Here is an 18,807-nt window from a genome sequence, read left to right on the forward strand (position 1 = left end):
ACCGCCTCCGCGAGTACATCGCGCTCCACCCGGATCTTCACCGGAACCGCCTCCTGCTGTTGCTCGCTCGCCCTGCTGGCCTTCGTCGTCTGGACCGGAGCTCCCTGCCGAGGGCAGCGGTGGCTCCGGGGACCAGTCTGACGTACGGCACCGACAGTCGGGGCTGCTCGGGGTCAAGTCGAGCCGGAAGCGTGGCGGCGGTCGCCGGTCGAGTTGTGCACAGGCCCCACTTCGAAGCGGATTCCTGGCTAACTCTGAGTGGTAGTAGTAGTAGGCCCTGTGGAAACCGTGGATAACGTCGTTTTCCCAGCTCAGCAGCCGTTTTTTGTCCACCGACCCTGTGGGCGGCACCCGTGGACAACCGGGGCTTTCTGTGGACGGGCGAAAGTTCTGCACACCCGATGCACAGGAGGGGGCTACTTCTCCCCAGGTCTGTCCCCAGCTTTACCCACCTTCCCCACAGCCCAATCCGGCTTCTTGGTGTGACGCCTTTCACTCTGCTCGGTGAGAGCGGGTGTTGTGTTGCCGAACAGTGGACAGAGGTGTGGAGAAGCTGGGGACAACAAGGCCCAGCCTGTGGGTCGGCGGTGGACAACCTCGGAGGCCCCCTGTGGACGGAATCTCTGTCCACAGGCTGTGGATTACGGTTGACCACAAATCCCCAACCACATGACCTGGCCTGATGGAGTATCGGCAGCTCTCCCTGTGGACGCAACAGGGACAACCGGGCAGTCCCCAGGCTGTGGACGGCGGATTCCCCTCTTCTCTGTGGAGAAGGGGCCCTGCGGGGCGGCTATTCGAACAGCGTGCGGCCCACGGGAGAGCCCCCGGTGCTCCCGGAGCCCGCCGAGAGCACCGCCGACCGCCCGCATCCGCCCTCCTTCTCCTCTTCTTTTCTTTCCGCATCTCTTCAGTGCCGCGGCGGTCTGTCCCGCGGCACAGACCGCACAGTTCCGCGGCACGTACAGTCCCGCGGCACGTACGGTCCCGCGGCACGCACAGGGCCTCCTGGGGACGCTCCGACAAGCCGAAGGGCGCTCTGCCCCGACCGGATGAGGTCGGGGCAGAGCGCCCTGGAAGCGTGCGGCGAGCGGGCCGGGTCAGCCGTTCTTGATGCGGTTGGTGAGCTCGGTGACCTGGTTGTAGATGGAGCGGCGCTCCGCCATCAGGGCCCGGATCTTCCGGTCCGCGTGCATCACCGTCGTATGGTCGCGACCGCCGAACTGCGCGCCGATCTTCGGCAGGGAGAGGTCGGTGAGCTCGCGGCACAGGTACATGGCGATCTGGCGCGCCGTCACCAGGACCCGGCTGCGCGAGGAGCCGCAGAGGTCGTCCACCGTGAGGCCGAAGTAGTCCGCGGTGGCCGCCATGATGGCCGGCGCGGTGATCTCCGGAGCCGACTCCTCGCCGCCCGGGATCAGGTCCTTGAGCACGATCTCGGTCAGCCCGAGGTCCACCGGCTGCCGGTTCAGGGAGGCGAACGCCGTCACCCGGATCAGGGCGCCCTCCAGCTCGCGGATGTTGCGCGAGATCCGCGAGGCGATGAACTCCAGCACCTCCGGCGGAGCGTTGAGCTGCTCCTGGACCGCCTTCTTGCGCAGGATCGCGATGCGCGTCTCCAGCTCCGGAGGCTGCACATCGGTGGTCAGCCCCCACTCGAAGCGGTTCCGCAGCCGGTCCTCCAGCGTCACCAGCTGCTTGGGCGGCCGGTCGGAGGAGAGCACGATCTGCTTGTTGGCGTTGTGCAGCGTGTTGAAGGTGTGGAAGAACTCCTCCTGCGTCGACTCCTTGCTCGCCAGGAACTGGATGTCGTCGACCAGCAGGATGTCCACGTCGCGGTAGCGCTTGCGGAAGGTGTCGCCCTTGCCGTCGCGGATCGAGTTGATGAACTCGTTGGTGAACTCCTCCGAGCTCACGTACCGCACCCGGGTGCCCGGGTAGAGGCTGCGGGCGTAGTGCCCGATGGCGTGCAGCAGGTGGGTCTTGCCGAGCCCGGACTCCCCGTAGATGAACAGTGGGTTGTACGCCTTCGCCGGCGCCTCCGCCACGGCGACGGCCGCCGCGTGCGCGAAGCGGTTGGAGGCCCCGATCACGAAGGTGTCGAAGAGGTACTTCGGGTTCAGCCGGGCGTGCGGTTCGCCGGGGCCGGGCGCGGGCGCCGGCTGGGCGCCCATCGGGCCGGGCACCGAGCCGCCGGTGCGCCCGGGGCCCTGGCGGTGCTGCGGCTGCTGGTCCTGGAGGTCGTGCCGGTCGGGTCGCGGCTGCTCGTACCCCTGGCGCTCCGGCGGCTGCGAGCGGTAGTCGTGCTGCTGGGGGCGGCCCGTGCCGTACGGCTCGCGCCACTGCTCGGAGGGCTGCTCGCGGTCCTGGTAGCCGCCGTGCCGCGGCTGCTGCCAGGGCAGGTCCTCCTGGGTCCGCGGCCAGGCGCCGGGCTCCGGGCGCTGCTGGTAGTCCGGGTAGGCGGGACGCGCGGTCGGCATTCCGTCGTCCGAGGGGCGGTGGCCGTAGGCGTCGTACGCGTCACCGTGCGGAGAGTCGTCGCGCGGCTGCCCCGAGTAGCGGTGGATCTGCTGGCCCTGGTGCTGTTGGTGCTGCTGGTGCATCGGAGGCGCCGGCGGGGGCGGGTCGCCCGCGGAGTCGTCCACCGTGATGGCGATCCGGATCGTGCGTCCGCACTCCCGGGTCAGCGTCTCGCTGATGAGCGGCGCGAGCCGGCCCTCCAGGACGCGCTTGCCCCATTCGTTGGGGACGGCCAGCAGCGCGGTGTCGGCGACGAGTGCCAGCGGCTGGCAGCGCTCGATCCACTGCTTGTCCTTCGGCTCGATGCCCTGCTGACCCTCCCCGAGGAGTTGTTCCAGCACTCGCGGCCACACTGCGGCAAGATCGGCAGGTACATCAGCCACAAGGCACGCTCTCTCGCATGTCCCGCGAATGGTGCTTCTCGGGACGGGATGGGTCGGGTCGGGTGAGGCCCGGCAGGCAGGAAGGAAAAGAACCGGAGTTCAGCCACGGTAGTCAGGCCGACCCGCGCGGTTCAAGTTGTTGTCCACAGGCTGTGCACAATGGGAGGCCGGACACGGCCGGTTTGACCGGATGGCGTAGCCGCGCGTACCGTGACCAGGTCGAGTTGTCGATGGCTGCTGCCGCCTGCCTCCGATGGGCAAAGATCACGATCTGTGATTGTGAAGCGGTGCACTAAGGCGTTTACGCGAGTTCCTCGTGGGCGCACGGTGACAGCCAGGCGATGTCCCGCCAACACACGATCATTTCTGGAGCCCCCGAGTGAGCAAGCGCACCTTCCAGCCGAACAACCGTCGTCGCGCCAAGACCCACGGCTTCCGGCTGCGTATGCGTACCCGTGCCGGCCGTGCGATTCTCGCGAACCGCCGTGGCAAGGGCCGCAGCAGCCTGTCCGCCTGATCGCTTACAGGTCCATGACGTGCTGCCTACCGAGAATCGGCTGAGGCGGCGCGAGGACTTCGCGACCGCGGTACGACGAGGACGTCGAGCCGGACGTCCGCTGCTCGTCGTCCATCTACGCAGCGGTGAAACGGACCCGCACGTGACGGGGGGGACTGCTCCCCCGCCGCGTGCGGGTTTCGTTGTCAGCAAAGCCGTGGGGGGTGCGGTCGTCCGCACCGCGGTGAAGCGCAGGCTTCGCCACCTGGTGCGGGACCGGCTGGCCCAGCTGCCCCCCGGTAGCCTTGTTGTCGTACGAGCGTTGCCCGGCGCGGGCGACGCCGATCATGCACAGCTGGCCCGAGACCTGGACGCCGCCCTTCAGCGGCTGCTGGGAGGGGGCGCGCGATGAAGTACCCGCTGCTTGCTCTCATCAAGCTGTACCAGTGGACGATCAGCCCCCTTCTCGGGCCTGTCTGCCGTTACTACCCGTCGTGTTCCCACTATGGATATACGGCGATCGACCGGCACGGTGCCATCAAGGGAACAGCGCTGACGGCCTGGCGCATCCTGCGGTGCAATCCGTGGTCACCCGGCGGTGTGGATCATGTCCCGCCGCGCAAACGTCCGCGGTGGCACGAAATGCTGCGCAACCGCCTGCGCGGCGACAAGGGCGGGGAGTCCGCCGCTGCTGTGCCGCCCGGGGGGTCGGTCTCCGAACCTCCGAGCCCGGCCACAGAGACCTCGCCCAAAGCTCAAGGAGCATGATTAGTGGACACGATTGCCAGTCTGTTCAGCTTTATCACCACGCCTGTCTCGTGGGTCATCGTCCAGTTCCACAAGGTCTACGGAGCGCTGTTCGGCTATGACTCCGGGTGGGCCTGGGGCCTGTCCATCGTGTCCCTGGTGGTCCTGATCCGGATCTGCCTGATCCCGCTCTTCGTGAAGCAGATCAAGTCGACCCGCAACATGCAGGTGCTCCAGCCGAAGATGAAGGCGATCCAGGAGCGCTACAAGAACGACAAGCAGCGTCAGTCCGAAGAGATGATGAAGCTGTACAAGGAGACGGGCACCAACCCGCTCTCCTCGTGCCTTCCCATCCTGGCGCAGTCGCCGTTCTTCTTCGCCCTGTACCACGTGCTCTCGTCCATCGCCTCGGGCAAGAAGATCGGCGCGATCGACCAGTCCCTGCTCGACAGCGCCCGCCAGGCGCACATCTTCGGCGCGCCACTGGCGGCGAAGTTCACCGACAGTGCGGAGAAGGTCGCCTCGCTGGACGCGAGCCTGCTCGACGTCCGGGTCATCACCGCGATCATGATCGTGCTGATGTCGGCATCGCAGTTCTTCACCCAGCGCCAGCTGATGACGAAGAACGTCGACCTGACGGTCAAGACGCCGTACATGCAGCAGCAGAAGATGCTGATGTACATCTTCCCGGTGATCTTCGCCGTCATGGGCATCAACTTCCCCGTCGGTGTCCTCGTGTACTGGCTCACCACGAACGTCTGGACCATGGGTCAGCAGATGTACGTGATCAACCAGAACCCGACCCCGGGCAGCAAGGCGCAGGACGCCTATCTCCAGCGGCTCCTCAAGAGCGTGAGCACGCACGGACAGGTACGCGGCCGGACGCGGCGTAACACGGTCAAGCGGGTCGTCTCCAAGGGGTCCGACCGCAATGACATCGAGCGCAAGTTCATCACCGGTCTGGCCAAGCTGGGTCTCGCGGCCCAGGAGGACGGCACCGTCGTGAAGAGCGAGACGGCTGCCGCCGAGGCCGAGGGCGGCGCGGCGCAGAAGCGCCACCAGCCCAAGCGCCAGACCAAGGCGAAGCGCCAGACGGCTGCCGGCGGGTCCGGTGCGGCCAAGGACGCGGCACCGGCACCCGCGGACTCCGCCGACTCCGCCGCGAAGACCTCGCTGCAGAAGCAGGACGCACCGCAGGACGACCAGCCGAAGTCGGCGGACAAGTCCGCTTCCGGCTCCTCACGCCAAGCCAAGTCCGGACAGCGCAAGGGCCCGCAGCGGCCCAAGCACCCGTCCAAGAAGTAAGAAGGAGTCCATCCGTGACGGAAGGCACCACCTCCACGGCCCCCGCCGAGGGCAGCGACACCCTGACCCGCCTGGAGCAGGAGGGGGAGATCGCAGCCGACTACCTTGAGGGCCTGCTCGACATCGCCGACCTCGACGGCGACATCGATATGGACGTCGAGGCGGACCGGGCAGCGGTATCGATCATCAGCGAATCGGCGCGCGATCTTCAGAAGCTCGTGGGTCGCGACGGTGAGGTGCTGGAGGCGCTTCAGGAGCTGACGCGGCTGGCCGTTCACCGGGAGACCGGCGACCGCAGCCGTCTGATGCTGGACATCGGCGGCTTCCGGGCCAAGAAGCGCGAAGTCCTCGCTGCCCTCGGTGCCAAGGCCGCGGACGAGGTCAAGAGCTCGGGCGAGCCGGTGAAGCTGGAGCCGATGACCCCGTTCGAGCGCAAGGTCGTGCACGACGCGATCGCCGCAGCCGGTCTCCGGAGCGAGTCGGAGGGCGAGGAGCCGCAGCGCTTCGTCGTCGTTCTCCCGGCCTGACCGGATCCTTGTACTGTCGGCCCCGTCTGTTCACAGGCGGGGCCGATCTTTGTCAGCCTGATAGTCAGCCACCCACAGTGCGCTAGTGCGGTACGGAAGGACGGTCCCCGTGACGGAGGAAGCAGGGCTCCCCCAGGCGCCTGAAGAGGCGCAGGCGGTGTTCGGAGAGCTCTTCCCGGAAGCTGTCCGCTACGCGGAGCTCCTCGCGGACGCCGGGGTCGAGCGCGGACTGATCGGGCCGCGCGAGGTGCCGCGACTGTGGGAGCGGCACCTGCTGAACTGCGCGGTGCTCTCCGAGGTGGTGCCGGAAGGCGTCACCGTCTGCGATGTGGGCTCGGGGGCCGGTCTGCCCGGCATCCCGCTGGCGCTGGTGCGGCCGGACCTGAAGATCACGCTGCTGGAGCCGCTGCTCCGGCGGACGAACTTCCTGCAAGAGGTCGTCGAGCTGCTCGGCCTGGACCACGTGACGGTGGTGCGTGGCCGCGCCGAGGAGGTCCTCGGGACGCTTCAGCCCGTTCATGTGGTCACGGCGCGTGCGGTGGCTCCGCTGGACCGTCTGGCGGGCTGGGGTGTGCCCCTGCTGCGCCCCTACGGCGAGATGCTGGCGCTGAAGGGCGACACCGCCGAGGAGGAGATCAACGGTGCCAAGGGCGCGCTGAGCAAGCTCGGGGTGCTGGAGACCGAGGTTCTCCAGGTCGGTGAGGGGGTCGTCGATCCGCTGTCCACCGTGGTGCGGGTGGTGGTCGGCGAGAGCCCCGGCGGTGTGAGGTTCGCCGCAAAGAGGGCCAAGGCCGCGCGAGTGGGACGGGCCCGCAGGCGGCGCTGACGTGGTCGGCAGAGCCTCGCGGGCCGAAAGGTCGGCCTGCGAGGCTCTGCCGGAATGGAGGCTTTATTTCCTGTTTGCGCCGCCTATCAGCGTTATGCCAGGAAAGCGGCCATACGTACCCCCTGCGGAGTGTCGTGGCCTGGTAGTTGCGATGCGAGGGCATCGTGTTTCACGTGAAACGTCGCTCTCTGCTGCAGGGAATCATCGGCCGCGGTCGTGCGGCTGCCACGCCGCGCGACCGGAAGCCCGTACGGGCTACCGAGTTGTCCACACGCGCGGATTCATCCACAGAACAGCGGGCCTCGCTGGTTCACGACCCGGAAAGCATGGCAGGCTCTGTTCATTGCGAGCCTGAAGTCGAGGAGAGTGAATCCTTGCGGTCCGACGCCAACGTCGCGGGACCGATGACCGATCCGGTCCCCGGTCCCCGAGCCGAGTCCGTGGGGGACGGTGTTTCACGTGAAACACCGCCCCCGATGGACGACACACCCATCGGTCGTGCCGCCCAACTGGCGGTCGAGGCCCTCGGCCGCGCCGGCGAGGGACTGCCGCGTCCCAACCGGACGCGCGTCATGGTGGTGGCCAACCAGAAGGGCGGGGTCGGCAAGACGACCACGACGGTCAACCTGGCCGCCTCGCTGGCCCTGCACGGCGCACGCGTGCTGGTGGTCGATCTCGACCCGCAGGGCAACGCCTCCACGGCTCTGGGCATCGACCACCACGCGGACGTCCCCTCGATCTATGACGTCCTGGTGGAGAGCCGGCCGCTCTCCGAGGTGGTTCAGCCGGTACCGGACGTCGAGGGTCTCTTCTGCGCTCCCGCCACGATCGATCTCGCCGGTGCGGAGATCGAGTTGGTGTCCCTGGTGGCGCGTGAGAGCAGGCTCCAGCGCGCCATCCAGGCGTACGAGCAGCCCTTGGACTACATCCTGATCGACTGTCCGCCGTCTCTCGGCCTGCTGACCGTGAACGCGATGGTCGCCGGGGCCGAGGTCCTCATTCCCATCCAGTGCGAGTACTACGCGCTGGAGGGCCTGGGCCAGTTGCTGCGGAACGTCGACCTTGTGCGCGGCCATCTGAACCCGGCGCTGCACGTGTCGACGATCCTGCTGACGATGTACGACGGCAGGACCCGCCTCGCGTCGCAGGTCGCCGAAGAGGTGCGGACCCACTTCGGCAAGGAGGTCCTGCGGACGAGCATCCCCCGGTCGGTCCGTATTTCGGAGGCGCCGAGCTACGGGCAGACCGTGCTCACCTACGACCCGGGATCCAGCGGTTCGCTCTCCTATCTCGAAGCGGCGCGAGAGATCGCGCTGCGGGGTGTCGGGGTGCACTACGAGGCGCAGCACGCCCACACGAGCAGTCAGAACAGCCAGCAGAACGTTTCGGAGGGCATTCAGTGAGTGAGCGTCGTAGAGGGCTGGGGCGTGGGCTCGGTGCACTGATCCCCGCGGCTCCCCAGGAGAAGCAGGTCCCGGCGCCGGGGGGTGGTTCTCCGGCCTCCGGTGGTGGACCGGTTCTCACGGCCGAGCGGGGCGTCGCAGCGGCGAAGGTGACGGCGCTGTCCGCCGCTCCGGTGGTGCCGGAGCCGGCGTCCGCTCCGGAGGCCCGGGTGGAGCCGGAGGGCGGCACGGCGAGTACGTCCGGAGCGTACTTCGCCGAGCTGCCCATCGGGTCGATCACGCCGAACCCCCGGCAGCCCCGCGAGGTCTTCGACGAGGACGCCTTGGCGGAGCTGGTCACCTCCATCAAGGAGGTCGGTCTCCTCCAGCCGGTCATCGTGCGCAAGGTGGGGACCGACCGCTACGAGCTCATCATGGGCGAGCGGCGGTGGCGTGCCTGCCGTGAAGCGGGTCTGGAACGGATTCCGACCATCGTCCGGGCCACGGACGACGAGAAACTGCTGCTGGACGCGCTCCTGGAGAACCTGCACCGGGCTCAGTTGAACCCGCTGGAAGAGGCAGCCGCGTACGACCAGCTTCTCAAGGACTTCAAGTGCACCCATGACCAATTGGCCGACCGGATCGGACGGTCCCGTCCTCAGGTCTCCAACACCCTGCGTCTGCTGCGACTCTCGCCGCCGGTTCAGCGCCGGGTCGCGGCGGGAGTGCTGTCGGCCGGCCACGCACGGGCGCTGCTGTCCGTGGACGATTCCGAGGAGCAGGACCGGCTGGCTCACCGCATCGTGGCGGAGGGGCTGTCGGTGCGGGCGGTGGAGGAGATCGTGACGCTCATGGGCTCACGGACCACGAGCTCCCCGAAGCCGAAGGGCCCGAGGGCCGGCGGGCGGCTCTCGCCCGCGTTGTCCGACCTGGCGACCCGGCTGTCCGACCGCTTCGAGACCCGGGTGAAGGTCGACCTGGGACAGAAGAAGGGCAAGATCGTCGTCGAGTTCGCCTCCATGGAGGATCTGGAGCGGATCCTGGGCAGCCTCGCCCCGGGCGAAGGACGCGTCCTGGAGAGCCGGCTCGAAGAGGCCTCCGGCGAGGACGACGAGAGCTGAGCGTTCGAGACCCGTGCTGGGCGGGCCGTGTTCCGGTGCTTGCCGGAACACGGCCCGCCCTTTGCCCTCTCTCGGTGTCCGCATCACCTCTGGGTGGATACGATGCGTTCTGGGATGGCGTATCCATGGCGATCGACCTCGGAGGAGGGCGGGGACCTTGCGAACAGTGAGCCGCAGCCGGCTGGTGACGGTCGGGCTGGGCCTGGGAGCCGTCGGGGGATTCGTCGGCAGTCTGTTCCACGAACGCAGTGCGCTGGCATCCGCACGTGATGCGGCCGGCGACAGAAGTGAGGAATCGCCGTCATGGGGCGTCGGCTCGTACCGCTCACCTTGGACAACCTTTCGGATCTCCCCGAGCGCTGCCGTGCGTGCGTCTTCTGGGAGCTTGACCCGGTCAGCGGAGAAGCTGCCGTAAAGGCCGGCAAGCCCGAGGTCGAGAAGGAAGCCTGGATCTCCGCGGTACTGCTGGAGTGGGGCTCCTGCGGTCGCGTCGTCTACGTGGACGAGGTGCCGGTCGGATTCGTCCTCTACGCGCCGCCGGCCTACGTACCCCGGTCGTCGGCGTTCCCGACGAGTCCTGTCTCCCCCGATGCCGTTCAGCTCATCACGGGATTGATCATTCCGGGGTACCAGGGTCAGGGGCTCGGCCGGGTCCTGGTGCAGGCCGTCGCCAAGGACGCTCTGCGCCGGGGGTTCAAGGCCATCGAGGCGTTCGGGGACGCCCGGTCGAACGAACCCGCCTGCTTCCTGCCGGCAGACCATCTTCTGGCGGTCGGCTTCAAGACCGTTCGGCCTCACCCCACCTATCCTCGACTGAGGCTGGAGCTGCGCACGACGCTCTCCTGGAAGGAAGACGTGGAGATGGCTCTGGACCGGCTTTTGGGCGCGGTCCAGAAAGAGCCGGTCCTGCGTCCGCTCTGATGTCTCTCCGCCCTGTCGTCGGCGGGGCGTCGTGCACAGGGTCACCGCGCAAACGAAACGGGCTCACTCCCTGGATGGGGTGAGCCCGTTTCACGTGAAACATCGCGCCGAAGCGCCGTTACGCGCTGATGAAGCCTTCGAGGTCGCGGAGGATCGCTGCCTTCGGCTTGGCGCCGACGATGGTCTTGGCGACCTCGCCGCCCTGGTAGACGTTCAACGTCGGGATGGACATCACGCCGTACTTGGCGGCGGTGGCCGGGTTCTCGTCGATGTTGAGCTTGACGATCTCGATCTGGTCGCCGTGCTCTGCTGCGATCGCTTCCAGCGAGGGAGCGATCTGACGGCACGGGCCGCACCAGGCAGCCCAGAAGTCGACCAGAACCGGCTTCTCGCTCTTGAGGACCAGTTCGTCGAATGTGTCGTCGGTTACGTGCTTCAGGTCGCCGGCCACGGCGGCCTCCTTAGTTTCTCGGGTGGGCGTGCGGTGGGGAGGTTCAGACCGCCGGGGTCTTCTCCGGCTCGGCCGGCTGAGCGTCGGCCAGCGCGGCGAGGTAGCGCTCGGCGTCGAGGGCGGCGGAGCACCCGGTGCCGGCCGCGGTGATGGCCTGGCGGTAGGTGTGGTCGACGACGTCACCGGCGCCGAACACCCCGGTCTGGTTGGTGCGGGTGGACGGGGCCTCCACCTTCAGGTAGCCCTCGTCGTCCAGCTCCAGCTGACCCTTGAAGAGCTCGGTGCGCGGGTCGTGTCCGACGGCGATGAACAACCCTGTGACGGCCAGCTCCGAGGTCTCGCCGGTCTTGGTGTTGCGCAGGGTCAGGGAGGAGAGCTTCTGCTCGCCCTTGACCTCGGCCACCTCGCTGTCCCAGGCGAACGAGATCTTCGGGTCGGCGAAGGCCCGGTCCTGCATCGCCTTGGAGGCGCGCAGGGTGTCGCGGCGGTGGACGATGGTGACGGACTTGGCGAAGCGGGAGAGGAAGGTCGCCTCCTCCATGGCCGTGTCGCCACCGCCGACCACGGCGATGTCGTGATCCTTGAAGAAGAACCCGTCACAGGTGGCGCACCAGGAGACACCGCGTCCGGAGAGGGCGTCTTCGTTGGGGAGGCCGAGCTTGCGGTGCTGGGAGCCGGTCGTCACGATGACGGCCTTGGCCCGGTGAACCGTGCCGACGGTGTCGGTGACGGTCTTGATCTCGCCGGTGAGGTCGACGGCGACGACGTCGTCCGGGATCAGCTCGGCGCCGAAACGCTCGGCCTGGGCCCGCATGTTGTCCATGAGCTCCGGGCCCATGATGCCGTCCTGGAAGCCGGGGAAGTTCTCCACGTCGGTGGTGTTCATCAGCGCACCGCCGGCCGTGACAGCGCCCTCGAAGACCAACGGGTTCAGCGAGGCGCGAGCGGTGTACAGCGCGGCGGTGTACCCGGCCGGTCCGGAGCCGATGATGATCACATTACGGACGTCGCTCACGGGTTTCTTCCTCGTCTCTGCAGACTGCCTACTACCTACTGGGGCCGGTTAACGACTCTCACCCCACCCAACGGATCCTACGGGGGATGCATTCCCGACGTGCCGTAGTGGTCGTCAGGGGCGCTTGTAGGCGTGTGTGAGCAGCAGTCGACCCGGAGACTCGGGCGCGGTGTCGACGCAGGAGGCGGCCACGACATACGCCTGCACGCGCGCGGGGTCGCTCGCGTGAGGAAGCACGACGAGGAAGGCGTTCTGCCCCTGGTAACGCCCCTCGTCGAGGGCGAGGGCCGGTGTGGTGCGGCCGGTTGCCCGTTGGACGCACGTAGGCACGGGAACGACAGGGGCGCTCAGCGGGTTCCGCGACGTCTGGGTGTCGGGGGTGTCGTCCTCGCTCGACGACTTCGTTTCGGCCTTCGGCGGCGTCTTCGCCCCGGAGTCCTCGGAGCTGTCGCCGTGGTCCAGGAGACGCTGCACCTGGGCTTCCAGCGTGTCACCGGAGTAGCTGTGCATACTGCGCTCGGCCGTGCTGGCGCCTTGGTCCGCCACCGTTCCGGAGTCCTGCGTCTGGAGGAGGAAGACGCTCATGCCGATGAGGGCCGCACCGAACGCCGTACCGAGGACGGCCGTACGGCGGCGGCGGGTGGGACGGCGGCCGGGGCGGGTTGAGGCGGACGAGCGGCCCGGCGGGCGGTCGGAGGAGGGTACTCCCGGGGTGCGGACCGCCGAGGAGGAACGGTCCGCTGTTCCGCTCTTGAGCGCGCCACCGCTTTCCGGCGTCTCACGCGCGTCCGCCTCACGCGAGGCCGCTTCCTGCGCCTCCGCTTCACGCGCCCCTGGCTGACCCCTCTCTGTTTCACGTGAAACCTGACCCCTCTCTGTTTCACGTGAAACGGAGAGGGGGTCGCGCGCGTGAGGAGTGGCGGCCCTGGTTTCGGCCGCAAGCGCGTCGTCTATGCGTGACGCGATGTCCGCGGGCATCGGGCCGGGATCCGGCAGGGTGCCGAGGAGTCCGCGGATCTCCTCCAGCGAGTCGCGGACCTCTGTGCAGACGTCGCAGCCGTCGACGTGGGTGAGAACGTCCGCCGCCCGGGAAGGAGAGAGGAGACCCTCGGTGAGATCGGAGATCTCGGAGACTTCCGGGTGCTGGGACATGTCGGTCGAGGACGTCATGGGCGCCCACCTCCTCCCTTCGCAGCGGCAGGGTCGCTCGACCCCGTGTCGTATGGTCCTGACGGCGGTGGGACGGACGCGCCGGGCGTCCGGTTCCTTTCCGGGGCGCGATCGTCGTCAGGAACCTCGTCGCCGGATCCGCCCCGGAGATGGCGGACCAGGGGCGCCAGTCTCGCCCGGCCCCGGGCGCACCGGCTTTTCACCGTGCCGATCGGAACGTCCAGGATGCTGGCCGCCTCCGCGACGGGGTACCCCTGCATGTCGACGAGGACGAGGGCGGCTCGCTGTCCGGCCGGCAGTGTGCCGAGCGCGATCTGCACCTGGCGGTGCAGGTCCTGACGTACTGCGGGAGCCTCGGCCGACTCGTGGGGCTCCAGGAGCTGGTCGAGCCGGTCGGCGTCGTCCACAGGAGACGTCCTGCGGGAGGCGGCCTTGCGGACCCGGTCGAGGCACGCGTTCACGGTGATGCGGTGCAGCCAGGTGGTGACGGCCGACTGCCCCCGGAAGGTGTGGGCGGCGCGGAAGGCGGAGACCAGTGCGTCCTGGACGGCGTCCGCGGCCTCTTCCCGCTCTCCGAGCGTCCGCAGGGCCACGGCCCACAACCGGTCGCGGTGACGCCGTACGAGTTCCCCGAACGCGTCCGGGTCGCCCGCGACATGGCGGGCGAGCAGGTCCGAGTCGCTCGGTTCAGTGCCGTCGTGTCCGGCGCCCATTTCTCTCCCCCCAAACTGCACAAAATGCGACCGCAAGGGCAAAACAGGCTGTCGATCGTGGCCGATGCCGTCTCGGATGGTCGCTCACCCTACCAACTGCCCGGTGAAGGCGGTTGAAATCTTCCGGACCGGCGGGATCGGGAATGGATGGGGAGTTTCGTGGAGGTTCTGTTCCGGCCGGCGTCGCGAATTTTCACGCTACTCTGCCGAGAAAACCCGAATTCCCTCTCCCGGAATCGCGGGAGAGGGAATTCGGGGTGATTTCTGGAGCTGTGTCGAGATGCTGGAACGGGCGGCGGGCGAGCCTCTGGATCAGCCGGTGAACCGAACGTTCGTCAGGCCCTGCTTGTAGCCGTCCCCGCTGTAGTCGTCGGCGGGCGACCTCGGCACGTCAGTGATCCACACGAGGACGAACTGCGTGCTCACAGGACTTTTCGTCTTGAGCACGGCCCTGGACCCGGTGGTCTCGGTCGTCGCGATCCTCTTCAGGCCGTCCAGGGGCGTCGATGAAGAAAGGGAATCGGCCGCGTACAGCGAAATCTTGGTGTGGTCTCCGCCGAACTTCAGGTCGATGGCTGCCGATGCGACCTTCTGGTCGGCGCCGATGTCATACATGATGCCGACGCCCTGCTTGAACGGCGCCAATTGTGGACCGTCTATGAAGGTCTTGGACCTCCAGTAGGTCGTGGTGTTCCCGTCGAACGTCAGGCCGACGTCCGCAGGGTCCTGGGCTTTTCCATCCGGAAAGTATTCGACGGCGTCATCGATGTCGAGCGGCTCTCCGGTGGCCTGCCCCTTGTTGTCGGTGGTCCCCTCGGAGGGGTTCTGCGAGGGGACGGGGTCCGCGGCGCCGCCCCGCCGGTCGAGGAGCGTCTCCGCCAGTTGCCAGCTGCCGAGGCCGAGGGCCGCGATGAGGAGTGCCGATACGGTCCACTTGAGCAGGCGCCCGGTGCGGGTCTGGAGGGGCGCCGGCGGAGCCATCACGGGCTGGGGCGCGGTGGCCGGAATCGCGGACGGGCGCCCGTAGGTGCCCTGCTGATACGTCGTGCGCTGGTAGGCGGGCGGTCCGGAGAACGTGGGCTCGGGCGGCAGGATGCGCGGCATGGCCACGACGGCCTTGGCGAGCTCGTCAGGGGTGGTGCAGGGCGGTTCCTGCCGGGAAGCGGTGGCGCCGTCGTTGGCGAGCGCCCGCATGGCGAGCTCGGAGAGCCCTCGGTGGACTCCGGCGCGGACCTGGTCGGGGGCGATGAGGCCCATGCCCTTGGGCAGGCCGGAGAGGCCGTAGGCGTCGTTCTCGTAAGGCCAGCGCTGGGTGAGCGCGGCGTACAGGAGCGCGCCGATCGCCTCGGTGTCCGTGCGGAGCGGCCGTTCCGCGGTGATGCCCCGCAGGGCGGCGTTCACCGCGAGGCCGCGGATCCGGTACTGGCCGGTCGAGCTGCGCAGCACGGCGCCGGGGGTGAGGCGCAGGTGGGCCAGCCCCTCGCGGTGGGCGGCGGCCATCGCCTGGGAGAGCTGGCTGACGAGCTGGTAGGCGTCGTGCGCCTCCATCGGTCCGGCGGCCAGCAGGGCGGTGAGCTCGACGGCGTCCGGGAGCCATTCGTGGACGACGTAGACGACGTCGTCCTCTTCGACCGCGTCGAGCACCTGGACGAAACGCGGGTCGCCGAGGAGGGCGGACGAACGGGCCGCGGCGAGGACGGAGCGGGCCCGGGGGTGATCCGCGGTCAGCAGGTGGACGCCGACGGCGCGGCGCAGTTTCTCGTCGACAGCTCGCCAGCTGCTGAAGCCGTCCAGACGGGTGACGCATTCCTCCAGGCGGTAGCGCTCGGCCAGTTTGTGGCCGCTGTGCAGATCGGGCGTCGCCGGGATGACCTCGGTGCGCTCCTGCGCGTCCTCAGCGCTTCCGGGGCTCGCGCCCTCCGTGTCCTTGGCTTGCGCCGTCCCGTCGGTCGTGGCCCTGTCCGCCTTGGCGGACGACGGCTCGTCGCCGCCGTTGTCGGCCACGTCGACGGCAGCCGTGCTACGTTCCGCCACCGTCGTTCCTGCCTCCCCATCCGTTGCGCGATGCCAGCCGGCTCGGCACAGTCATGCCAATTGTGCCCACACTCCAGCGCTATGCACGACACGCGGAGCCCGGCGATGGTTGTGCGGCCGTGTGCTCATTCAGCGTCCGAGACGCCCTCGGACCATACCGACCAGCCCGTTGACCTCTTCGATCCGCATCTTCTTGGCGGCCACGAAGAAGACGCCCAGGAGGAGCGCCCCGCCGCAGATCAGGGCCGCCAGTGAGCCGAGAGCGCCGGTGCCCAGTACCTCCAGGAGAGCGAACCCGACGCCGCCGCCGATGAGGGCCGCAGGCACCGCGGCCATGCAGAGGCGGGCGTAGGTCCGCACGATGTGCGCGCCGTCCAGGTCGCCGCCCAGCCGGTTGCGCAGTCGGCGCCAGGCGACGCCGACACCCACCGCGTAGGCCAGCCCGTAGGAGAAGGCCATGCCGACGACCGCCCAGCGGGCGGGCAGGACGACGTAGCAGAGGGCGGAGGCAGCCGCGTTGACGGCGGCCACGATGACGGTGTTGTAGAAGGGCGTCCGGGTGTCCTCGTAGGCGTAGAAGCCGCGGAGGACGACGTACTGCACGGAGTACGGGATCAGTCCGAGCGCGAAGGCCATCAGGATGAAGCCCATGGACCGGGCCGCCTCGGTGCCGCTGGAGGCGTACAGCAGGGTGCACATCGGCAGGCCGAGTGCGAGGAAGGCGAAGGCGACCGGCACGATGGCGACCGCCGAGTTGCGGAGTCCCTGCGAGATGTCGTCGCGGACCGCACCGGGGTCGTCGTCGTGGGCGGCGCGGGAGATGCGCGGCAGCAGCGCGGCCATGACCGAGACGGTGATGATGGCCTGCGGCATGCCCCAGATCAGCTGGGCGTTGGAGTAGGCGAGGAATCCGGTGCCGTCCTGGTCGGACAGCTTGCCCGCCGAGGTGGCGAGCTGGGTGACGACCAGCACGCCGGCCTGGTTGGCCAGGACGAACAACACGGTCCACTTGGCCAGCTTGACCGTCTTGCCGAGCCCGTGTCCCCGCCAGTCGAACCGGGGGCGGAAGCGGAAGCCCGCCTCGCGCAGGTACGGGATCATCGCCAGGGCCTGGACGGCCAGACCGAGGAGGGTGCCGATGCCCAGGAGCCGGACGCCCTCCGGCGGGATCGTGTCCACGCCCATCCGGGACTCGGCGGAGGTGCCGTAGACCCAGATGAAGAGCCCGAACGTGATGATCATGACGATGTTGTTGAGGACCGGGGTCCACATCATCGCGCCGAACTTGCCACGGGCGTTGAGGATCTGACCCATCACCACGTGCACGCCCATGAAGAAGATGGTCGGCAGGCAGTAGCGGGCGAAGGTGACGGCGACGCTGTTGGCGGCCACGTCGTCGGCGATCGTGTTCGACATCAGCTGGATGAGCACCGGGGCCACGAGGACGGCCGCGGCCACGATCAGGCCGAGCGCCACCATCACCAGCGTCAGCAGCCGGTTGGCGTAGGCCTCGCCGCCGTCCTCGTCGTCCTTCATGGCGCGGACGAGCTGGGGCACGAAGACCGAGTTGAGCCCGCCGCCCACGGTGAGGATGTAGATCATCGTCGGCAGGGTGTAGGCGATGGTGAAGCTGTCGCCGAGCAGCGCGGCGCCGAGCGCGGCGGTGATCACCAGGGAGCGGACGAATCCGGTGAGCCGGGAGACGAGCGTGCCCGCCGCCATCAGCGCACTCGACTTCAGCAGACCGGAGGCGCGTCCGCCGGACTTCTGCTGTACGGGCGCCGGAACCGGCTGCGGGGCGGGCGGGCCGGGTGGCCGTACCGCCCCTTCCTGGTCCCGGAACAGGTGCGCGAAGGCGTCCGGCCCCGGCCGCTCGTCCGCCGCCTCGGTGACCAGGGCGTCGACGCCGACGAACTGCGTCGTCGCGGGGTGTTCCCCGTGCGGGAGGTGCCGGGAGGGGCCGGACGGCTCGGGCGGCGGAGTCTGGGCCCAGATGCGGGGGTCCGGAGCGTAGGGGGCGGGAGGCGGCTGCTGGTAGAGCGGCTGGGGTTCCTGGTAGGTGCCCGGGGGCGGCGGCGGGTGCGCCGCACGGTCGTACAGGGCCTCGTCCACCGGGTCCTGCGCGGCCAGGTCCTGTGCCCGGTACGGGTCGTCCTCGTACGCGTGCTGGAGGTACGGGTCCGGCGGTCGCTGACCGTCCTGGCCCGCCTGCGGGGGAACCGGAGGCCCGCCCCGCGACGCTGCTCCGCCCGCGCCCTGCCCACGGTCACCGTCGTACGGCGCGTTCATCGAAACCCCTACCTCATCGTCCCCGGCCCACCGGCCACGACAGACATCGCTCAACGGTCCACTTTCTCACCCGTTCCCGGCGGGGCCCCGCTTTCCGGATCGGTGTCCGGGGTCGGGTCACTCGGCTGCTCGGGTTCGCCGCCGTCGCCGTCCGCCGTGTCGCTTGCCACGGCGCGCTTGCGGTGGGTGTACATCCTGACCCCGGCGAGCACCAGAAGGAGCAGCCCGCCGGCGATGACGAGCAGCACGGTGGGCGTGACCTCGGAGACCTTCACGGTGAAGGTCATCTCCTTGCCGTACGGTGTGCCGTCCTCGGTGAAGAGGCGGGCGGTCACCTGGGCCCGGCCGTTGGCGCTGGTCGCCGTGTCGAACTTCACCGACTGGCTGTGGCCTCCGGCGATCCGGACCGGGAGCTCGGCCACCGTGCCGTCGTCGTTGAACTTGAGCCTGATGTTGTCCGACTTCAGACGCAGCACGAGCCGGTCGACACCCTGCACCAGCTTGTTCTGCACGGTCACCGGGATCGTCGCGCTGCGCCCGGAGAGGGTGACGTCCGACTTCTCGATGAGCTGCACCTCGTTGGTGAGGCTTTCCAGATAGGTGCTCACCCCGTCCCGGTACAGCTGGGCCTCCAGGGGCCGGCCGCGCCAGGAGGTCGACATCGAGCGGTTCACCGCGTTGCCGAACGGCGTCACCACGCGCTCGGGCTGCGTGAGGATGGTCTGGAAGCTGTCGAGCGAGCCCTGCGTGGTCCGGATGTCCTCGAACGCCTGGGTGGGCAGCTCCTGCTTGCGGAGCTTCTTCGGGTAGGACGCGGACCCGGGCACCTTGGTGTTCGCTCGCGGATCGGGCTTCACGTCGGCTGCGGTCACCAGCTCGACCGGCTTCGTCCAGCGGTTGCCCGACA

At 68.7% G+C, this 18,807-nt stretch carries 17 protein-coding genes; 9 read left to right on the forward strand and 8 right to left on the reverse strand.

What is annotated here, in order from left to right; genetic code table 11:
• Positions 1 to 1,100 precede the first annotated feature (1,100 nt).
• Positions 1,101 to 2,903 carry a chromosomal replication initiator protein DnaA gene (gene dnaA / locus EES43_RS14340; protein ID WP_124269093.1) on the reverse strand — a complete coding sequence of 601 codons (1,803 nt, stop codon included), beginning with the start codon at positions 2,901 to 2,903 and terminating at the stop codon, positions 1,101 to 1,103.
• Between the two features lie 379 nt (positions 2,904 to 3,282).
• Between dnaA and rpmH the strand changes: the two genes are divergently transcribed.
• From rpmH to EES43_RS14385, 9 genes are all read left to right on the forward strand, one after another.
• Positions 3,283 to 3,420 (forward strand): 50S ribosomal protein L34, encoded by a 138-nt coding sequence (gene rpmH / locus EES43_RS14345; RefSeq protein ID WP_003967884.1) that lies wholly within the window; start codon positions 3,283 to 3,285, stop codon positions 3,418 to 3,420.
• 19 nt (positions 3,421 to 3,439) lie between these two features.
• On the forward strand, positions 3,440 to 3,811 hold the full coding sequence (gene rnpA, locus EES43_RS14350; protein ID WP_124269094.1) for a ribonuclease P protein component: 372 nt from the start codon (positions 3,440 to 3,442) through the stop codon (positions 3,809 to 3,811).
• Positions 3,808 to 4,167 carry a membrane protein insertion efficiency factor YidD gene (gene yidD, locus EES43_RS14355; RefSeq protein WP_124269095.1) on the forward strand — a complete coding sequence of 120 codons (360 nt, stop codon included), beginning with the start codon at positions 3,808 to 3,810 and terminating at the stop codon, positions 4,165 to 4,167. Before rnpA ends, yidD begins: the two co-directional genes overlap by 4 nt.
• 3 nt (positions 4,168 to 4,170) lie before the next feature.
• Positions 4,171 to 5,451, forward strand: coding sequence for a membrane protein insertase YidC (gene yidC / locus EES43_RS14360; RefSeq protein WP_124269096.1), 1,281 nt, complete (start codon positions 4,171 to 4,173; stop codon positions 5,449 to 5,451).
• Between the two features lie 14 nt (positions 5,452 to 5,465).
• Positions 5,466 to 5,978 (forward strand): Jag family protein, encoded by a 513-nt coding sequence (locus EES43_RS14365; RefSeq protein ID WP_124269097.1) that lies wholly within the window; start codon positions 5,466 to 5,468, stop codon positions 5,976 to 5,978.
• A gap of 109 nt (positions 5,979 to 6,087) precedes the next feature.
• Positions 6,088 to 6,804: a 16S rRNA (guanine(527)-N(7))-methyltransferase RsmG gene (gene rsmG, locus EES43_RS14370; RefSeq protein ID WP_124269098.1), complete on the forward strand. Its 717-nt coding sequence runs from the start codon at positions 6,088 to 6,090 to the stop codon at positions 6,802 to 6,804.
• A 326-nt stretch (positions 6,805 to 7,130) separates the two neighbouring features.
• The gene (locus EES43_RS14375; protein ID WP_124269099.1) at positions 7,131 to 8,207 is read left to right on the forward strand and encodes a ParA family protein; all 1,077 of its coding nucleotides are present in this window, start codon (positions 7,131 to 7,133) and stop codon (positions 8,205 to 8,207) included.
• On the forward strand, positions 8,204 to 9,307 hold the full coding sequence (locus tag EES43_RS14380) for a ParB/RepB/Spo0J family partition protein (protein WP_124269100.1): 1,104 nt from the start codon (positions 8,204 to 8,206) through the stop codon (positions 9,305 to 9,307). The genes EES43_RS14375 and EES43_RS14380 overlap by 4 nt, the downstream gene beginning before the upstream one ends.
• A gap of 303 nt (positions 9,308 to 9,610) precedes the next feature.
• Positions 9,611 to 10,228 (forward strand): GNAT family N-acetyltransferase, encoded by a 618-nt coding sequence (locus EES43_RS14385; RefSeq protein ID WP_124269101.1) that lies wholly within the window; start codon positions 9,611 to 9,613, stop codon positions 10,226 to 10,228.
• A 118-nt stretch (positions 10,229 to 10,346) separates the two neighbouring features.
• Here the strand turns inward: EES43_RS14385 and trxA are convergent, their stop codons facing one another.
• From trxA to EES43_RS14420, 7 genes are all read right to left on the reverse strand, one after another.
• Positions 10,347 to 10,679: a thioredoxin gene (gene trxA / locus EES43_RS14390; RefSeq protein ID WP_124269102.1), complete on the reverse strand. Its 333-nt coding sequence runs from the start codon at positions 10,677 to 10,679 to the stop codon at positions 10,347 to 10,349.
• A 43-nt stretch (positions 10,680 to 10,722) separates the two neighbouring features.
• Positions 10,723 to 11,694: a thioredoxin-disulfide reductase gene (trxB, locus tag EES43_RS14395; protein WP_124269103.1), complete on the reverse strand. Its 972-nt coding sequence runs from the start codon at positions 11,692 to 11,694 to the stop codon at positions 10,723 to 10,725.
• A 114-nt stretch (positions 11,695 to 11,808) separates the two neighbouring features.
• Positions 11,809 to 12,864: an anti-sigma factor family protein gene (locus EES43_RS14400; RefSeq protein ID WP_124269104.1), complete on the reverse strand. Its 1,056-nt coding sequence runs from the start codon at positions 12,862 to 12,864 to the stop codon at positions 11,809 to 11,811.
• Complete coding sequence (gene sigM / locus EES43_RS14405; protein WP_124269105.1) at positions 12,861 to 13,577, reverse strand: RNA polymerase sigma factor SigM; 717 nt, start codon at positions 13,575 to 13,577, stop codon at positions 12,861 to 12,863. Before sigM ends, EES43_RS14400 begins: the two co-directional genes overlap by 4 nt.
• Positions 13,578 to 13,889: 312 nt before the next feature.
• Positions 13,890 to 15,611 carry a protein kinase family protein gene (locus EES43_RS14410; RefSeq protein ID WP_124269106.1) on the reverse strand — a complete coding sequence of 574 codons (1,722 nt, stop codon included), beginning with the start codon at positions 15,609 to 15,611 and terminating at the stop codon, positions 13,890 to 13,892.
• A 129-nt stretch (positions 15,612 to 15,740) separates the two neighbouring features.
• The gene (gene murJ, locus EES43_RS14415) at positions 15,741 to 17,900 is read right to left on the reverse strand and encodes a murein biosynthesis integral membrane protein MurJ (RefSeq protein ID WP_124269107.1); all 2,160 of its coding nucleotides are present in this window, start codon (positions 17,898 to 17,900) and stop codon (positions 15,741 to 15,743) included.
• A gap of 50 nt (positions 17,901 to 17,950) precedes the next feature.
• Positions 17,951 to 18,807, reverse strand: an 857-nt coding sequence (locus EES43_RS14420; RefSeq protein WP_241192424.1) for a DUF6049 family protein, incomplete at its 5' end; no start/stop codon positions are given.

The sequence above is a fragment of the Streptomyces sp. ADI96-02 genome (assembly GCF_003846185.1).
Classification (GTDB): domain Bacteria; phylum Actinomycetota; class Actinomycetes; order Streptomycetales; family Streptomycetaceae; genus Streptomyces.

Excerpts from the sequence above, each read along its gene's own strand:
- yidD (WP_124269095.1), top strand. The coding sequence starts at position 3,808 with ATGAAGTACCCGCTGCTTGCTCTCATCAAGCTGTACCAGTGGACGATC.
- EES43_RS14375 (WP_124269099.1), top strand. The coding sequence starts at position 7,131 with ATGGCAGGCTCTGTTCATTGCGAGCCTGAAGTCGAGGAGAGTGAATCC.
- EES43_RS14385 (WP_124269101.1), top strand. The coding sequence starts at position 9,611 with ATGGGGCGTCGGCTCGTACCGCTCACCTTGGACAACCTTTCGGATCTC.
- EES43_RS14400 (WP_124269104.1), bottom strand. The coding sequence starts at position 12,864 with ATGACGTCCTCGACCGACATGTCCCAGCACCCGGAAGTCTCCGAGATC.
- sigM (WP_124269105.1), bottom strand. The coding sequence starts at position 13,577 with ATGGGCGCCGGACACGACGGCACTGAACCGAGCGACTCGGACCTGCTC.
- murJ (WP_124269107.1), bottom strand. The coding sequence starts at position 17,900 with ATGAACGCGCCGTACGACGGTGACCGTGGGCAGGGCGCGGGCGGAGCA.